The sequence below is a fragment of the Luteolibacter luteus genome, assembly GCF_012913485.1.
Classification (GTDB): domain Bacteria; phylum Verrucomicrobiota; class Verrucomicrobiia; order Verrucomicrobiales; family Akkermansiaceae; genus Haloferula; species Haloferula lutea.
In genome coordinates, this window is the sequence record NZ_CP051774.1 from 2111777 (window position 1) to 2127605 (window position 15829).

12 protein-coding genes are annotated in these 15829 nt (G+C 60.9%); 11 read left to right on the forward strand and 1 reads right to left on the reverse strand.

Annotated features, from left to right (window positions below; genetic code table 11):
* Positions 1-76 precede the first annotated feature (76 nt).
* The 3 genes from HHL09_RS08695 (at position 77) to HHL09_RS08705 (ending at position 5034) form a co-directional block, all read left to right on the forward strand.
* A complete protein-coding gene (locus HHL09_RS08695) occupies positions 77-2374 on the forward strand; it encodes a DUF6797 domain-containing protein (RefSeq protein ID WP_169454172.1) in 2298 nt (765 codons plus the stop codon).
* 84 nt (positions 2375-2458) lie between these two features.
* A complete protein-coding gene (locus HHL09_RS08700) occupies positions 2459-4429 on the forward strand; it encodes a c-type cytochrome (protein WP_169454173.1) in 1971 nt (656 codons plus the stop codon).
* A gap of 203 nt (positions 4430-4632) precedes the next feature.
* The gene (locus tag HHL09_RS08705; protein ID WP_169454174.1) at positions 4633-5034 is read left to right on the forward strand and encodes a hypothetical protein; all 402 of its coding nucleotides are present in this window, start codon (positions 4633-4635) and stop codon (positions 5032-5034) included.
* 38 nt (positions 5035-5072) lie between these two features.
* Here HHL09_RS08705 and HHL09_RS08710 read toward each other — a convergent pair whose 3' ends face one another.
* Complete coding sequence (locus tag HHL09_RS08710; RefSeq protein WP_169454175.1) at positions 5073-6374, reverse strand: NAD(P)/FAD-dependent oxidoreductase; 1302 nt, start codon at positions 6372-6374, stop codon at positions 5073-5075.
* A gap of 100 nt (positions 6375-6474) precedes the next feature.
* On the opposite strand from HHL09_RS08710, the gene HHL09_RS08715 reads away from it, so the two are divergent.
* The 8 genes from HHL09_RS08715 (at position 6475) to HHL09_RS26370 (ending at position 15819) form a co-directional block, all read left to right on the forward strand.
* Entirely contained in the window at positions 6475-7398 is a 924-nt protein-coding gene (locus tag HHL09_RS08715) for a trypsin-like serine protease (protein WP_169457711.1), read from the forward strand.
* A 39-nt stretch (positions 7399-7437) separates the two neighbouring features.
* Complete coding sequence (gene murI / locus HHL09_RS08720) at positions 7438-8235, forward strand: glutamate racemase (RefSeq protein ID WP_169454176.1); 798 nt, start codon at positions 7438-7440, stop codon at positions 8233-8235.
* Between the two features lie 157 nt (positions 8236-8392).
* Entirely contained in the window at positions 8393-9316 is a 924-nt protein-coding gene (gene deoC / locus HHL09_RS08725; protein WP_169457712.1) for a deoxyribose-phosphate aldolase, read from the forward strand.
* Positions 9317-9411: 95 nt separating this feature from the next.
* Positions 9412-10839: an aldehyde dehydrogenase family protein gene (locus HHL09_RS08730; protein ID WP_169457713.1), complete on the forward strand. Its 1428-nt coding sequence runs from the start codon at positions 9412-9414 to the stop codon at positions 10837-10839.
* A gap of 103 nt (positions 10840-10942) precedes the next feature.
* A complete protein-coding gene (locus HHL09_RS08735; RefSeq protein ID WP_169454177.1) occupies positions 10943-11254 on the forward strand; it encodes a hypothetical protein in 312 nt (103 codons plus the stop codon).
* A gap of 14 nt (positions 11255-11268) precedes the next feature.
* Complete coding sequence (locus tag HHL09_RS08740; protein ID WP_169454178.1) at positions 11269-12126, forward strand: aldehyde dehydrogenase family protein; 858 nt, start codon at positions 11269-11271, stop codon at positions 12124-12126.
* Between the two features lie 228 nt (positions 12127-12354).
* Complete coding sequence (locus tag HHL09_RS08745) at positions 12355-13047, forward strand: hypothetical protein (RefSeq protein ID WP_169454179.1); 693 nt, start codon at positions 12355-12357, stop codon at positions 13045-13047.
* Between the two features lie 297 nt (positions 13048-13344).
* Positions 13345-15819, forward strand: a complete 2475-nt coding sequence (locus HHL09_RS26370; protein ID WP_205761004.1) for an FG-GAP repeat protein — start codon at positions 13345-13347, stop codon at positions 15817-15819.
* The last annotated feature ends 10 nt before the right edge of the window (positions 15820-15829 follow it).

The following is a 15829-nucleotide window of genomic DNA, read 5'->3' on the forward strand; positions in this document are numbered from 1 at the left end:
GCGCGCCGTCACAAACGGCAAGCTTTCCACAGCGGTCCGTAAACCCGACCTCGAACCTCGACGTTACAAAGCACTCATGCGCCCGTACATCGCACCAATCGTCCTCGCCGCCGCTGTCGCGCCGGTGACTGCCGCTGAATGGTATCAGGAAATGCAAATCGGTCCCGCGTGGGCCAATTCCTTCGCAGGAACCTTCGACGGTCAGGAGCAAATCGCCGCCGTGAAGGGCGTGCTGGTGGACCTCGGCGACGGCAGCCGCGCCCTTTTCGACACGGAGACGCTCCGCGTCGTGTCCGCCTACAAGGGTGGTGTCCACTGGGGTGGCACGCCTTGGACCGGTGCCCACGGCCAGTTGGTGAAGATCGCCAACGAAAAGGATTTCGTTTTCAACACCGTCCCGGGTCCCGGCTGGGCCAATGACGCCGGCAACTTCGAGGACAAGCGGACACCGATGAGCTTCGCGGTCTACAAGGCGGACCGCACCCGCAGCGACGTGACCGCCGCCTGCGGCAACATCCCGGGAGCCGCTTACAAGGGCTTCTTCCGCAATGGTTCCCAGATTGTCTTCGAGTACACCGTGAACGGTGTCCGCGTGCTCGAGCAGCTTGAGGCCTCGCCGAACGGCTTGGTCCGCAAGTTCGAGGTCGGCCCGCACGCCAAGCCGCTGACGCTTCTCGCGGCGGATGACGCTTCCGCCTTCACCGTCGCCGAAGGCTCCGCAAAAGCCGCTTCCGGTCTCTCGGTAGCCGCCGGTGGCAAGGCCGCCGTGCTCGCGGTTTCCGGCGACAAGGCAACCCGGCTGTTGGCCAACCTAGCGCCCGCCGCCAGCCCGACCACTTTCACGATCAGCTACGCCCGCGGCGGCGATGCCAAGGCCGTCGAGCCTGCCGCCCTCACGTCCCTGACCAAGGGTGGTGAAGGCCTCTGGAAGGGAACCGTGACCACCAAGGGCACCGTTTCCAATGACAAGAAGTCCGCCTGGGTGACCGACACCATCACCATCCCGGAAAACAATCCTTGGAAGTCCAACATCCGCTTCGGCGGCTTCGATTTCCTCGATGAGGATTCGGCCGTGCTTTCCACTTGGAACGGCGACGTCTGGACGGTGAAGGGCCTGAAGGGCGACCTGAGCAATCTGGAATGGAAGCGTTTCGCTGCCGGTCTCTTCGAACCGCTCGGCGTCAAGGTGGTGGACGGCACGATTTACGTGCATGGCCGCGACCAGATCACGAAGCTTCAGGACCTGAACAAGGACGGCGAGGCCGACTACTTCGAAAACTTCTTCAACGGAGTGGCCGTCTCCCCGAACTTCCACGAGTTCGCCTTCGACCTGCAGACCGACAGCAACGGCGATTTCTACTTCTCGAAGGCCTCTCCGGTCCGCCCCGGCGGTCGTGGCTTCGACACCATCTTCCCGAACCACGGCACGGTGATGCGCCTGTCGAAGGACGCTTCCAGCTTCGAGGTGATCGCCACCGGCCTGCGTGCACCCGGCGGCCTCGGCGTGGGTCCGAACGGCGAAATCACCACCGGCGAGAACGAGGGAACCTGGCAGCCTTGCTGCAAGCTCAACTTCATCACCGCAGACCAGCGTCCGGCGTTCTTCGGCACCGAGCCGAGCCGCCAAGGCCTGAAGGATGCTCCCTACACCGAGCCGCTCTGCTACCTGCCGATGGATGTGGACAATTCCGGTGGTTCCCAAGTCTGGGTGCCGCAGGGCGTGAAGTGGGGCTTGAAGCCCGGTGAACTGATCCACCTTTCCTACGGCCAGTCTTCTCTCTACCGCGTGCTGAATGCCACGGTGGACGGCACCCTTCAGGGTGGCGTGGTGAAGATCCCGGTGAGCCTCGGCTCCTCCGCGATGCGCGCCCGCTTCCATCAGGATGGCTCGCTCTACGTGGCCGGCTTCCGCGGCTGGCAGACGAATGCCGCGAGCGAGTGCGCCGTGCAGCGCATCCGCTACACCGGAGGCACCGTGACGATCCCCGACAAGCTTGAGATCACTGAGAAGGGCGTGCGCCTGCACTTCGAGACCAAGCTGGACAAGGAACTGGCCACCGACCCGGAAAGCTACTCCGCCGAGCGCTGGAACTACGTGCGCGGCCCGCAATACGGCTCCGGCGAATTCTCGGTGGATAACCCGGACACCCAATCCGAGAAGAATGCTCTCGAGAAGGAGTCGAAGGAGACCCACAAGCGTGACAAGGTGGAAATCACCGCTGCCCGCCTGCTGGAAGACGGCCAGACCGTCGAAGTCGACCTCGCCGGCCACAAGCCGTCCATGCAGCTGAAAGTTGCTTGGGATTTGGAAGATGCCGAAGGCGATGTGCTGCAGGGAGATCTGCACGCCACCGTCCGCAAGATGGGCAAGTGAAGTAAGCCCAAGCTCCAGATCCGACGTCTATTATCGAAAGCGCCTGACAAACCGGGCGCTTTCGAGCAAATTACCCTTTTCGTGATGAACTTCCCGCGTTTCGCCAGTCTCCTCCTGCCCGTTTCGCTGATGCTTGGTGCTGCCCGCGCCGAGCTGGCCGCCACCTTTGAAGGTGGGGGCGCGACCGATGTCCGTGCCGACCGCCTGCCAGCGCTACTGGTGAAGGCGGGCGAGTCCCCCACCCCTTTCCTGCCTGCAGGAGAGTTCGGGGTGACGTGGAAGGGCACGCTGGTGCTGGCAGAGCGGCAGCGTCTGGCCTTCTCCTTTGAAGGTGAAGGCAAGGCGACGCTGACGATCGATGGCGAGGAAGTTCTGGCCGAAGAGGGCACTCTGGGCGCGAAGGCCTCCAAGAGCACACGTCTGAACCGGGGTGATCACGAAATCACGATCACCTTCCGCTCGAAGCCGGACGGATCGGGACGTTTCCGCCTTTTCTGGGAAGAACACTCCTTTCCGAAGCAGAGCGTCCCGCCGGCCGCCTTTAAGGCTGAAGTGACCGAGGATCCGGCTCGCAAGGGCCGCCTCCTCTTCGCGGAGAATCATTGCTCGAAGTGCCACCTTTCCGGTGTCGCCGGAATGCAGGAAATGATGGAGAGCGCTCCGCTCCTCTTCTCGACCGGCTCCCGTTTGAACGAAGAGTGGCTCGCCAAATGGATCGCGGATCCTTCGGCACTCCGCGCGGATACACGGATGCCTGCACTCGTGGATGCCTCCACAGCCGAAGGCAAGCAACAGGCTGCAGACCTCGCGGCCTGGCTGATGACCCTGAAGGCGGGTGAAGCACCCGCGGCTCCAGACAAGGCACTGGCCCAAAAGGGCGGGGAGCATTTCCACCGCCTCGGCTGTGCGGCTTGCCACACCTCGCCGGGGGCTTCCGCTGCAGATGCCACCCATGGCCGGGTGCCGCTGCACAATGTGGCCGACAAGTTCCAACCGGGGGCGCTGGTGGCCTTCCTGAAGAAGCCGGATGCACTCTATCCGCACATCGGCATGCCTGACTTCGCCCTGAGCGATGCCGAGGCGAATGAAATCGCCGCCTTCGTCCTGGATGCTTCCAGCAAGGTGGAGAAGCCGAAGTCCGAATTCCCGAAGGGAGATGCCACCAAGGGTGCCGCACTTGCCCAAGCGTTGAATTGCGGGGCCTGCCACGCCGGTGCTGCTGCGCCGAGCTTCGCGACACCGGTGGAAACCATCTTCACGAAAGATTGGTCTGCCAATGGCTGCGTCTCCGGCAAGCATGGCGGCAAGGTGCCAAAGCTCGCCCTGAACGACGAAGAGCGCGCCGCGCTGATCGCCTTCTCGAAGAAGGGCACTGCCCCCCTTTCCCGCCACGTGCCGGCCGAATACGCCGCCGCGAAGGTGAAGGCACTCCGCTGCACCAGCTGCCACGGCATGGATGGAAAGCCGTCCCTGCTGGATGCGACCCACGTCGAGACGAAGCCGCTCGTCGCTCACGTGCACGGTGAGAATGAAAAGCTCGATCAATCCCGCCCGCACCTCACCTACATCGGTGAGATGCTCTACTCCTCCTACATGGAGAAGATGATCAACGGCGCTGCCACTCCCCGTCCCCGCCCATGGCTGGACATGCGCATGCCTGCATTCCATGGCTACGCCACGGATCTCGCGAAGGGCCTAGCTTGCATCCATGGTGTCGAGCCAGGTGCAGCTCCCGATGCCACTCCGGATGCAAGTCTTGCCGAGATCGGCAAGAAGCTCGCCAGCCTCGATGGCTTCGGCTGCACGACGTGCCACGGTGTCGGTCCGGTGAAGCCTTCCGCGGCGTTTGAAGTGGAGGGTGTGAACTTTGCACTCTCCCATGAGCGCCTCCGCAAGGAATGGTTCGACCGCTGGATGGACAATCCTCCCGCCGTGACACCGGGTAGCAAAATGCCCCGCTACAGTGACGAAGGAAAGTCGCAGCGCCCTGAGTTGGACGGAGATGCGCAAAAGCAATTCGACGCCATCTGGAACTACATCCAGAAGCCGCAATAAGCTGACACTCCGCGGATCACCCACCTTTCACGAACGAGCCCGGCTGACACCAGCCGGGCTTTTTCGTTGCAGGGGATGTTCTCCATCCAGGAGCCGAACTAATGGCGTGATCTACGTATCCATTCGCTTTCCTCAAATTCAAATGACGAAGCTGTCCCATTTGGAACATCGGCTGCTAATTCCGGGCGAACTAGCAGTCACCCATGAAACCGGTCTTCGCAATCTTCGGCGCGCTCACCGTCACAGTCGGTAGTTACTTTGGATCCACGCAGCTCGGGCTTCGCGCAGAAGGCAGCTTGGACGTCCAAGTGGAGGCCTCAAGATCTCCCAGCTATGCTGCGGTCGGTCACGATCTTTACACCGCGGATGGCACCAAGCTTCTCCTGAGTTCCATCACGCGGCCGAATGGAACCAAGGGCAGCAAGCACATGATCCATGGCACGGTGAAAGGAACGCATCGCTATGCCTTGCAGCTTTTCCCGACCCGCATGGTTCACACCTTCTCGATGGACCAGGAGGCTGTCGAAAGGGCCTTGCTCGAAGCCACGGGAGAACCCCAGGGTCCCTTCGTCGCAAGCAATCGCCAGTGGCACGTGGTGAAGTAAAACCAAGGTGTGCCCGGAACCGCGCCTCACGGCGGCAGTCAGGCCTTGATCGCAAAGGTCTCGGCGGGATCGACGTCCCATACGAGGTGCTTCAACGAGAACCTCAGGAGACGTCGTCCATAGCGGCTGCGGGTAGCGACACCCGAAAGCAGACGCGTGATCTGGGTCGTCAAATGACGCTCCATGATCCGCGGAAGAGCCCTCTCGCCGTACTGCTTTGACAACTGCTCACCCGCAGCGTGCAGGGCGTACATTCGCCCATCGTAGAAATATTCAATCAGTTCCGACCAAGCCTCATGCCAGTCGATGAGCTCATCGAAAACCTTCGCATAAGCCCGTTCCAAGTGCTTCGGCTGATTCAGGATCTCCAAGCCATTGGCAAAGACATGCTGGTCTAACAAGTCTGCCGAATGCATCGCCATGAAGAGTCCGGGCGAGAGCATGGGGTCGACAAACCCGAACGCATCACCGGTGGAGACCCAGCCCGGACCATGGCCACGTTCGGAAATGAGCTGGTAATTCGTGTAAGTCATCACCGGGGTCACCCGGCGGCGATCTTTGCCCGCGTCCTTCAGGAAGGGCTCCGAGGCGATGATCGACTCCAGGCGTTCTTCCGGGGATTCACCATGCTCCTTGGCGAAAGACTTGTCCACGACCACGCCGACGGACAGGCGTCCCGGCAAGGGGATGCGCCAGCTCCAGCCGCGGCTCAGCGTGGTGATGACCACTTGCCCTTCCCTCATCGCTTCCACATCGAAGCCCTCGAAGTGTGCGAAATAGGCGACGTCATTGCGCGTGCCGCGCTTCGTCCCGATGCCGAGCAGCCGGGCAAAAGTGCGCGCGCGGCCGGTGGAATCCACCAGAAGCTTCGGGTGCCGACCCTTCAGTTCGGGCACAGAGGCCAAGCAATCCGCGGTAAGCTGGATCTCGCGGCCATCGCTACCCTTTTCCAAATCGGCGCGGCGCTTCACGAAGACGACACCCAGTTCTTCCGCGCGGGTGCGCAGCAGGTTGTCGTACTCGGGCCGGGGAACGTTGTAAGCGTAGTTCGGCATCCCCTTGATCGCCTTTTGCGGGAAGAAGAAATCGAGACGGCTGCCATCACGGGAGATGAAGCCGACGCCCGGCTTGTATTGGGCGAATTGCTTCACGCGGTCCTCGATCCCGAGCCGGCGCATGAGGCTGATGACTCGCGGCAGAAGGGATTCACCCACCAGCAGTTCCGGACGTTTGTCATCGTCGAAGACCACGCTACGGATGCCACGCTGGGCCAAAAGCGCCGCCAAGGTGCATCCTGCGGGGCCTCCGCCCACGATCGCGACTTCGATCTGTCCGTTCACGCACCCCCGGTAGCCCGAATAACACCTTCTTGCAAAGGCAAAGCCTCGCGCAAAATGCGCACTTCCCATCGCCAAGCAACTCCCCTTATCTTCGCCCCGGATGCATCGTCGATATCTTTCCCCCATCTCGATTGCCATCATGGCGGTCTCAGCCACCGCCAGCGCTTCCACGATCATCGCGCCTGCCGACGATCCTGCCGTAACCGCGCAAATGTACCGGGACGCGGCCCAGCCCTACACCTCGGTGGGGGAAGTAAAGGGCTCGGGCTTTGGCGGGTCCGGAGTTTCAATTGGCGGTCAATGGGTTCTGACCGCAGGCCATGTGGCACTTTCCAAGCAAAATGGCGGCACCTTCGTTTTGGGAGGGCAAACCTACACGGTCCAGAGCGCGATCGTTCATCCGAATTTCACCCTCTCCGGCCCGAACTTCGATGTTGGCTTGCTTTTTCTCTCCACCGCCGTGAACGGAGTGCCTCCGGCACAAATGTATGACTTCGGCAGCCCTGAATCCATTCTTGGGCAGCAGGCCACCTGGGTCGGATACGGCTTGGCCGGAACGGGCGCGACGGGCCAGCAGGGCCCCTTCGAATTCCGCGCTTTCACCAACGTGATCGACGTGTTGGGAGACCATCCGCTCTACGAGGGCCTGCCCTCCACCTCCTTCATCGCGGATTTCGACCGACCGGGCGATCCGACAAAGAATAATCCGGCCTCTGACCCCACACCGACCCTCTTGGAAGGGAATGTCACTCCCGGCGACAGCGGCGGAGGGGTATTCGTCACCGTGGCAGGTGTGAACTACCTGGTGGGCATCAACAGCTATAGCGGAACCTTGGATGCCATGTCCGGCAGCACCAATGGGCGCTACGGCGCCCTAAGCGGGGCCAGTCATCTGAGCCTCTTTTATCCGTGGATTTTCGAGCAAACAGGGATCGCCGCGGTGCCGGAGCCGACAGCCGCCCTCTTGGTCGCTTTCGGGGGCATGGCGATGCTTTCCCGGCGCCGGCGCGAGATCCACGGGTGAAGCTTGCGGGCGGGGGATTTCCCCGCTTTTCTCCCGCTCATGCGCAACGCCCCTCTGGGCATCTTTGATTCCGGCGTCGGCGGGTTGACCGTCGTTCGTGCCGTACAGCAACTCCTTCCCTCGGAAGACATTGTCTATCTGGGAGATACCGCCCGTGTCCCATACGGGTCAAAAAGCCCGGAAACCATCCGGCAGTTCTCGCATGAAGACGTGCGCTTCCTCCTAGACCGGGGGGTGAAAACCGTGGTCGTGGCTTGCAATACGGCCACCGCCCACGCGCTGCCCTCGCTGCAGGAGCGCTATCAAGTGCCCATCATCGGGGTGATCGAACCGGGCGTGGAAGCCGTGCTTGCGGACCCGGGTGCACAGCGCATCGGCATCATCGCCACCCGCGGCACGGTCCGTTCCCATGCCTACCAGCACGCTCTCGCACTGCGGCGTACGGGCCTGATTTTACATGCGACTCCGGCACCTCTCCTAGTGCCTCTGGTGGAAGAAGACTGGCTGGATCACCCGTCCACCCTCGCCGCCCTCCATACCTATCTGGACCCGATGCTTGATCGCGGCATCGACACGCTGCTGCTGGCTTGTACACACTACCCGCTGCTGATTCCGGTGCTGAGGCATTTCCTGCCGGAAGGCGTGCGGCTCGTCGATTCCGCGACGACCTGCGCGGAGCACGTGAAGAATGATCTCACCAAGCTCGACCTTCTTAGCGAGAAGGCGGACCCCGGGAAGCTGGAGATCCATCTCACCGACCTCTCGGATCAATTCGAGGATCTCTCGCGACGCTTCCTTGCGAGATCCCCCGGTCGAATCATGAGGGTGAGCCTGTGATTTTGCGAGAGGGGTTCCATCCGCGAACGGATACGGACGAGGTCTTGAGGACAAGCAGTGGCAGGCGTTGGTAGCCGGGATCGCCCGGATGAAATCCCCTACCCGAGGAGGGCTTTGCCATTGTCCCTCGAAAGCGGACCCGGCAAGCTGGATCGCGATGACCCGCCCGGCCTTGCGTCGCCTCCTGGATGAAATCGGCCCCGTCGATGCCGTTGGCATTGAAGAGCGGGCCGCCAAATACACCACGCGTTCGATCAAGAAGGGCTCGAAGGTCTTCGGCCTGAAGCTGGCAGTGACGATGGTGGACCTCACCACGCTGGAGGGAAAGGATACGCCGGGCAAGGTGGAGTCTCTGTGCCAAAAGGCGCTCTATCCGCATGAAGGCGATATCCCACGGGTCGCGGCGGTCTGCGTTTATCCCTCGATGGTAAAGCATGCCGCGAAACACGTGAAAGGGAGCGGCGTGAGGATCGCCTCCGTTGCCACGGCATTCCCTTCCGGACAAGCGCCGCTGAAGACCCGCCTGGCTGAAGTCCGCCAAGCCGTGGCAGATGGCGCGGACGAGATCGACATGGTGATCAACCGTGGTGCATTCCATGAGGGCGAGCTGTCCTTGGTCCAGGACGAGATCGCCCAAGTTCGTGAAGCCTGCGGCGAAGCCACGCTCAAGGTGATCCTCGAAACCAGCGAGCTCGAGACCTATGACAATATCCGTGCCGCCTCCTTTCTGGCGATGCGCGTGCTGCGTCCTGGAGATTTCATTAAAACCAGCACCGGGAAGACCTCTGCCAACGCTACGCTGGGTAACAACCAAGTGATGATCGAAGCAATCCGCGACTTCTACCTCGCGACCGGCACCGAGATCGCCATGAAGCCTGCCGGAGGCATCCGCACTGCCAAGCAGGCACTCCAGTTCCTCACGGCGGTGAAGGAAACGCTGGGCGACGCGTGGCTGAACAACCGCCGCTATCGCTTCGGAGCCTCGTCGTTGTTGAATGACCTCTTGAGGCAGTTGGAGACACAACGAACGGGGGCCTATCAGGCACCGTGGACCTTCAGCGATGATTCATCCGGATACTGAGTGGCCATAGACCGCCGCTAAATTTTTTCGACACGATGGCGACCAAGAAAAACAACTCCCGCAACGTCCGCCCGCGCGAACTTCTCTTTGGAGATCTGTGGGAATTCGATCCCGCGCCGGAATCAGCAGAGCCATGCATCGAAAAGCGCTATGGACTCTTCATCGGTGGCAAGTTTACCGCGCCGAGGTCGAAGAAGTATTTCGACTCCATCGCACCGCGAAATGGCGAGAAGCTGAGCGAGATCGCTTTGGCAAGCGCTGCAGATGTCGATGCCGCTTATGCCGCCGCCACGAAGGCCTTTCCCTTGTGGAGCAAGCTGCCTGGCAAAGAGCGCGGCAAGTATCTCTTCCGCATCGCCCGGCTCTTGCAGGATCGCGCACGGGAATTCGCCGTGGCGGAGACGCTCGATGGGGGGAAGCCAATCAAGGAAGCGCGCGATTTCGACCTGCCGATGGCGGCGGCCCATTTTTTCTATCACGCCGGCTGGGCGGACAAGCTCGAGTATGTCTCGCCGGGCCGCAGTCTCGCGCCGCTGGGAGTGGTGGGCCAAGTGATCCCGTGGAATTTCCCACTGCTCATGCTGGCATGGAAGATCGCGCCCGCTCTCGCCACGGGAAACACGGTGGTGATCAAGCCGGCCGAGACGACATCCATCACCGCGCTGAAGTTCGCAAGCATCCTCTCCGATGCCGGTCTTCCTCCCGGTGTCGTGAACATCGTCACCGGTGCCGGTGAGACTGGTGCCGCGGTGGTGAATCATCCGGCCGCAGCGAAGATCGCTTTCACCGGCTCGACCGAGGTCGGGAAGATCATCCAGCGCGCGCTAGCGGGTAGCGGAAAGAAACTCACACTCGAACTCGGAGGCAAGGCGGCGAACATTGTTTTCGACGATGCTCCGCTCGACCAAGCCGTGGAGGGCATCGTGAACGGGATCTTCTTCAACCAAGGTCACGTGTGCTGCGCCGGTTCTCGCCTACTGGTGCAAGAGAGCGTGGCGGATCTGGTGGTGGACAAGCTGAAGCGCCGCATGCAGGTGCTACGCGTCGGCGATCCGCTCGACAAGAATACGGACATCGGCGCGATCAACTCCGCCGAACAGCTTGCGAAGATCAAGGAACTCGTCGCCATCGGCGTGAAGGAAGGTGCGGAGCTGCACCAATCCCCCTGCAAGCTGCCCGCGAAGGGCTTCTACTTCCCTCCTTCCCTCTTCACCAATGTCACGCAGAGCCACCGGATCGCGAGAGAGGAAATCTTCGGCCCGGTGCTAAGCATCCTTACTTTCCGCACGCCGGAGGAAGCCATCGAGAAAGCAAACAACACCGCCTTCGGCCTGAGCGCCGGAATCTGGACCGACAAGGGCAGCCGCATCCTCAAGATGGCCAGCGAGCTGAAGGCTGGCGTCGTGTGGGCGAACACCTACAACAAATTCGATCCTTCTTCACCCTTCGGCGGCTACAAGGAGTCCGGCTTCGGTCGTGAAGGCGGCAGACACGGGCTGCTCGAATATGCGAACCTCGAATAGCTCCTCAAGCGGTCATGGGGAACCATCACTTTGGAAAGTCAGCTTCCAATCACCGGCTTTAATCGGAATGGCAGGATTCCGGTCCGATCCCTAGAAATGCATCATGTCTCAAGCTACCGGCAACAAGGTTTCCCTCGGCTGCGGCACGCTGATCCTGATCGCCCTGATCGTGCTGCTATTCGGGAATTCCGGCGGAACCAGTGACCTTAAACGCGAAGTCCGCGCCTTAAAGAACGAGTTGCGATCTCTCGACAACAAGACAAGCGAGCTGCATGCAGACGTGAAGAACATCGAGATCCAGCTCCAGTCTCAAAACGAAGTCTTGAGACAGATGAATAGCATCCTCTCAAAGCTGTCTGCACCGCCACCACCCGCGGAAAAAATGCCTGCCGATCCCAAGGTTGAATCCGAATAAATCATTTCGTTCCCATGAGCCTCAAGATCACCAAGACCCCGAAGTGCTACGTTGGCGGCGCCTTCATCCGCTCCGAATCCGGGCGCGTCTATCCGCTGCATGATGTGAGCGGCGCATTCTTCGCGAACATTCCGCAGTGCACCAAGAAGGACCTGCGCAATGCCGTGGAGGCCGCGGCGAAGGCAGGTGCGGGATGGGCCAGACGCACGCCCTACAACCGCGCACAGATCCTCTATCGCCTCGCGGAGATGCTAGAGGCGCGCAAGGCGGAGATGGCCGGAGCAATCTCTCTGGACGGCACTTCCGCGGCCCATGCGGCGAAGGAAGTCGCGGCGACCATCGATCGCATCGTCCACTATGCCGGTTGGGCGGATAAATACGAGCAAGTGCTGGGCAGCGTGAACCCGGTAGCCTCGCCGCACTTCAATTTCACGGTCACCGAGCCGGTCGGCGTTGTAGGCATCCTGGCACCGGAGGAAGCCCCGCTTCTGGCCCTGATGACCTTGATCCTTCCGGCCATCACCGCGGGCAATTCCGTCATCGCCCTCGCATCACAACGCGCGCCCTACCCTTCCATTTTGCTGGGCGAAATGCTTGCCACCAGCGACCTGCCCGGTGGCGTGGTGAATCTCCTCACCGGCGAGCGGAAGGACTTCCTCGCCACCTTCGCCACCCACGAGCATATCCGCGCCCTCGCTGCGGCGGCTGGCAAGGAAGAGGCAACGCTTCTCCAGCAAGGGGCCGCCGAAAGCGTGAAGCGAGTGAAGCTTCATGAACCGGGAACCGATTGGCACTCCGCCAAGCACGAGTCTGCTTGGGCGATCAAGGACTTCGTCGAGGCGAAGACGGTGTGGCATCCGATCGGCAGTTGAGGGGCATTTCAGAGGGGGGCGCACGAGGGGTTCCGAAGGTGTCGAACAGATACCCGGCCCACACCCTTTCAAATGAAGGGATTGGAGTTCTTTCGATTTCTTTCCCATTGGGAATGAATCATTTCGGCATTTCTGAAGATCAGGCATTGCGGACCAAAGGCCCACGCTCCTAACAAGCGCCCGCTGTTTTTTCTCGAGAACAGCGTTGTTCATCCCACCCCCTTCAAAATGAAGTCATCAACATTCAAGATGGCCCTGTGCGCCATCTCTGCCCTCGCGTTGCCTCAAATCGCAAGCGCTTCCCTGCTGGTCGGATTCCATCGATTCGACGACAGCACTGACATCCAGACGGTGCTGTCCGGATCCGCCACCAACTACGCCGCCACCGGATTCCGGGGTGACCTGTTCAAGAATGGTGCAAACAGCGAAGCCGACGGCGGTTCGATCGATGGCACTTACGGAGATCGCGATTTCGGTGCCCTCAATCCCGCTTCCGGAGATGGATACGGCCGGAGCCTGAATGCCGGAGACCCGGTGCTGCGAATCACCAACGTGACCGGGAGCTCTGTCTTGCTCGATGCTCTCCTGTTCGATGCCGCATCGATCTCAACGGGCCGGACGATCTACGTCACCTATCAGATCAATGGCGATGGCTTCAAGGACCTCGCTTCCGGAAGCCTTCCGGGCACCGCGGGCAGTGGAGTGTATGGGAACTTTGCGATCGATCTGAAATCCCTGATCACCGAGACCTTCGGTCCCGGCGACTGGATCGAATTCAAGTTCAACGGCGTCACCAACGGCCGAATCGACAACATCGCCCTGACCGCGATCCCCGAGGCCGGAAATGCGTTGGCATGCGCCGGCCTCCTTTCCGGCGGTATCTTCTTCCGGTCCCGCCGTCGTGCGGCAAGCCGCGGTTGATCCCAACTCCCTTCCAAGCCTGAGAAGCGCGTCCGAAAGGACGCGCTTTTTTGTTTCCAGAGCTTCACCCGTACAACTTCCGCGCCCTTGGCAGGCGGAATCCGTCGCGAGCGAGCACACAATTGCAATTCACCGACTTCACAAAGTATTCACAAAAGAAGTCTAGACCCTCAGAGAAAAAATCATAACACGGATAGTTAATCCGGAACCGCTCCTGCCATCTCCTGAAACCCATTCTTGGCGAGCTTCTCCTCCCAAGGGGAGTTCCATGAGCGGTTCCGGCAACAACCTGAATCCGTGAAAACTTCTCCATCCCTCCGCCCTTCCCTGCTTTCCCGGCTGTTCTGCTTCTCCGGCTTGGGGATGATCCTCTCCGTCTCACCTCCCGCGAGCGGTGTGCCTCTCGAACAACAAGCCTACGTGAAGGCGAGCAATACGGGCAGCGACGACTGGTTCGGCGGATCGGTGGCTATCGACTTGGACACCATGGTCGTGGGAGCGCCCCTCGAAGACAGCAGCTATCACGGAGTCGATCCGAAGAAAGACGACGATCAAACCCGGGATGCCGGTGCGGTCTACGTCTACACGAGGACCGATGGAGTCTGGACGCAACAGGCTCAAATCAAGGCGAGCAACCCGGGTGTGGGAGACCAGTTCGGATACTCCGTGGCGCTCTCCGGCGATACTTTGATCGTGGGAGCACCCGGGGAACGTAGTAATGCCACGGGCATAAACGGTAACCAAGCTGACAACTCGCTCTCGGACGCTGGTGCCGTCTACGTTTTCAACCGGACCGGAACGCGGTGGAGCCAGCAAGCCTACATCAAGGCAAGCAATCCCGACAGCGGGGACAAGTTTGGATACTCCGTGGCATATGATGGGAAGCTTCTGGCCGTGGGAGCTCCCTACGAGGACAACGGATCAGCGATAATCAATGGCGATCAAACAGCGAACAACGCGGTCTCGGCAGGTGCCGCCTATGCTTTCCGGAGGTTAGGGACGGGCTGGAGTCAAAGTGCCTACCTGAAAGCGAGCAACGCCCAGCAGCAGGACTTCTTCGGCTACTCCGTGGGCGTCTTCAACGATGTGGTGGTGGTTGGCGCTCCAGGCGAAGACAGCACATCCAAGGGGATCAATGGGAGCCAAACCAACGACCTCAATGTCACGGACCGCTACGGTGCGGTCTACGCGTTCCGGGGAGAAGGAAGCGTCTGGCGGCAAGAAAGCTACATCAAGTCGAGCATTCCGGATCCTCTCGGCGCTTTCGGCAGCTCCCTATCCTTTAGCGCCACGACCATGGTCGTCGGCGCCCCGGGTAATACACGCAACACCGGGAATGCTTTCGTCTTCGTCCGCAACCAGACCAACTGGAGGGATGAAGCAGTGCTGAGGGCGAGCAATCCGGGATTCACCGATTACTTCGGCAAATCGGTAGCAATCTCCGGCGATGCCATCATCGTGGGAGCCCATCAGGAAGGCAGCAAGGCCACCGGCATCAATGGAGCCCAAGGGGATAATAGCGCCCTTGCTTCCGGAGCTGCCTATGTCTTCATCCGGGCGAGGACGCTTTGGAAGCAGCAGGCCTACTTGAAGGCGAGCAACACCGATACCACGGGCCGGGGCGGACAGTTGAGCTCGGATCCCTCGCCTACCAGCGACTTCTTCGGTGAAGCAGTGGCGATCGACGGATCAACGGCAGTGGTCGGAGCGAAGGCGGAAGACAGTGCAGCAACCGGTATCAATGGGGACCAGAACGATGAAAGCGCTATCGCGGCAGGTGCCGCGTATGTCTTCACCGGCTTCGGTCCGGCCAGCGACATTGCCCTGACCTACGAGGTCATCAATAGCCCGGTGCTCGCGGGCGGCGAGGCACGTACGATCTTCCGGCTCAACGCCACGAACAACGGCGTGAGCAATGCGACCGACATCCGGATCCGCCAAACGCTATCCGCCGAGGTCGAAGCAAGTGCCGACCCGTCATCAGGCACCTATGCAGACAACGTCTGGAGCTTAAACCTCGCGACAGGCAGAACCGCCACCCTGAGCTTTTCCCTCAGAATCCCCCACCAAGCCACGGCCATTCGCGACCTGATGATCTCGAGCGTCCTGGACGCGGTGGTTCCGGCGGACTCCAACCCGTCCAATAACTCCACGGCCTTGGAAATCCCCGTGGTCAGCGTCCCGAGGACAGAGGTCACCATCACGAGCACTCCAGCGGTGAACAACCAGAGCGGGCTCCTGGTCTCCACCGTCACCATCACGAACAACAACAGCGGACCAATTCCCGCCTTCCGCCTGCGGGTGCGCGACCTCCCGGAGGGAATAAAGGTCTACAATGCCCATAACAGCGATGTCCCGGGCGAAATACCTTACCTTCTCTACAATCAGGAACTGGCTGCGGGTGCGAGCGTGACACTCACGGTGGAATTCCACCGGCCCTCGCTCGATGCCAATTTCTCACCGCAATACTCGGTGGAACTACTCGAGTCGCCGCTAACCTTGCCAACGGGCGGGGGGATCATCATTCAGGCTTCGCGGGTCCAAGCACTCGCCAACGGCGACATGCTCATCGAGACCGCCTCGATACCGGGAACCACCTATGCGGTGGAATATTCCCACGACTTGCAGGAGTGGACGCGGGTCAGCGGATCGGTCACCGCGGCCGGCAACCGGCTCCAATGGATCGATAGCGGGCCGCCGAAAACGGCGAGCCATCCATCCACGGTGAAGAGCCGCATGTACCGCTTCATCCAGCTCCCTGCCTCGAACTGATCCTCCAAAA

Bases quoted from the DNA above. Each gene is read 5' to 3' on its own strand.
- HHL09_RS08695 (WP_169454172.1), top strand. From the start codon at position 77: ATGCGCCCGTACATCGCACCAATCGTCCTCGCCGCCGCTGTCGCGCCG.
- HHL09_RS08700 (WP_169454173.1), top strand. From the start codon at position 2,459: ATGAACTTCCCGCGTTTCGCCAGTCTCCTCCTGCCCGTTTCGCTGATG.
- HHL09_RS08705 (WP_169454174.1), top strand. From the start codon at position 4,633: ATGAAACCGGTCTTCGCAATCTTCGGCGCGCTCACCGTCACAGTCGGT.
- HHL09_RS08715 (WP_169457711.1), top strand. From the start codon at position 6,475: ATGCATCGTCGATATCTTTCCCCCATCTCGATTGCCATCATGGCGGTC.
- murI (WP_169454176.1), top strand. From the start codon at position 7,438: ATGCGCAACGCCCCTCTGGGCATCTTTGATTCCGGCGTCGGCGGGTTG.
- deoC (WP_169457712.1), top strand. From the start codon at position 8,393: ATGACCCGCCCGGCCTTGCGTCGCCTCCTGGATGAAATCGGCCCCGTC.
- HHL09_RS08735 (WP_169454177.1), top strand. From the start codon at position 10,943: ATGTCTCAAGCTACCGGCAACAAGGTTTCCCTCGGCTGCGGCACGCTG.
- HHL09_RS08740 (WP_169454178.1), top strand. From the start codon at position 11,269: ATGAGCCTCAAGATCACCAAGACCCCGAAGTGCTACGTTGGCGGCGCC.
- HHL09_RS08745 (WP_169454179.1), top strand. From the start codon at position 12,355: ATGAAGTCATCAACATTCAAGATGGCCCTGTGCGCCATCTCTGCCCTC.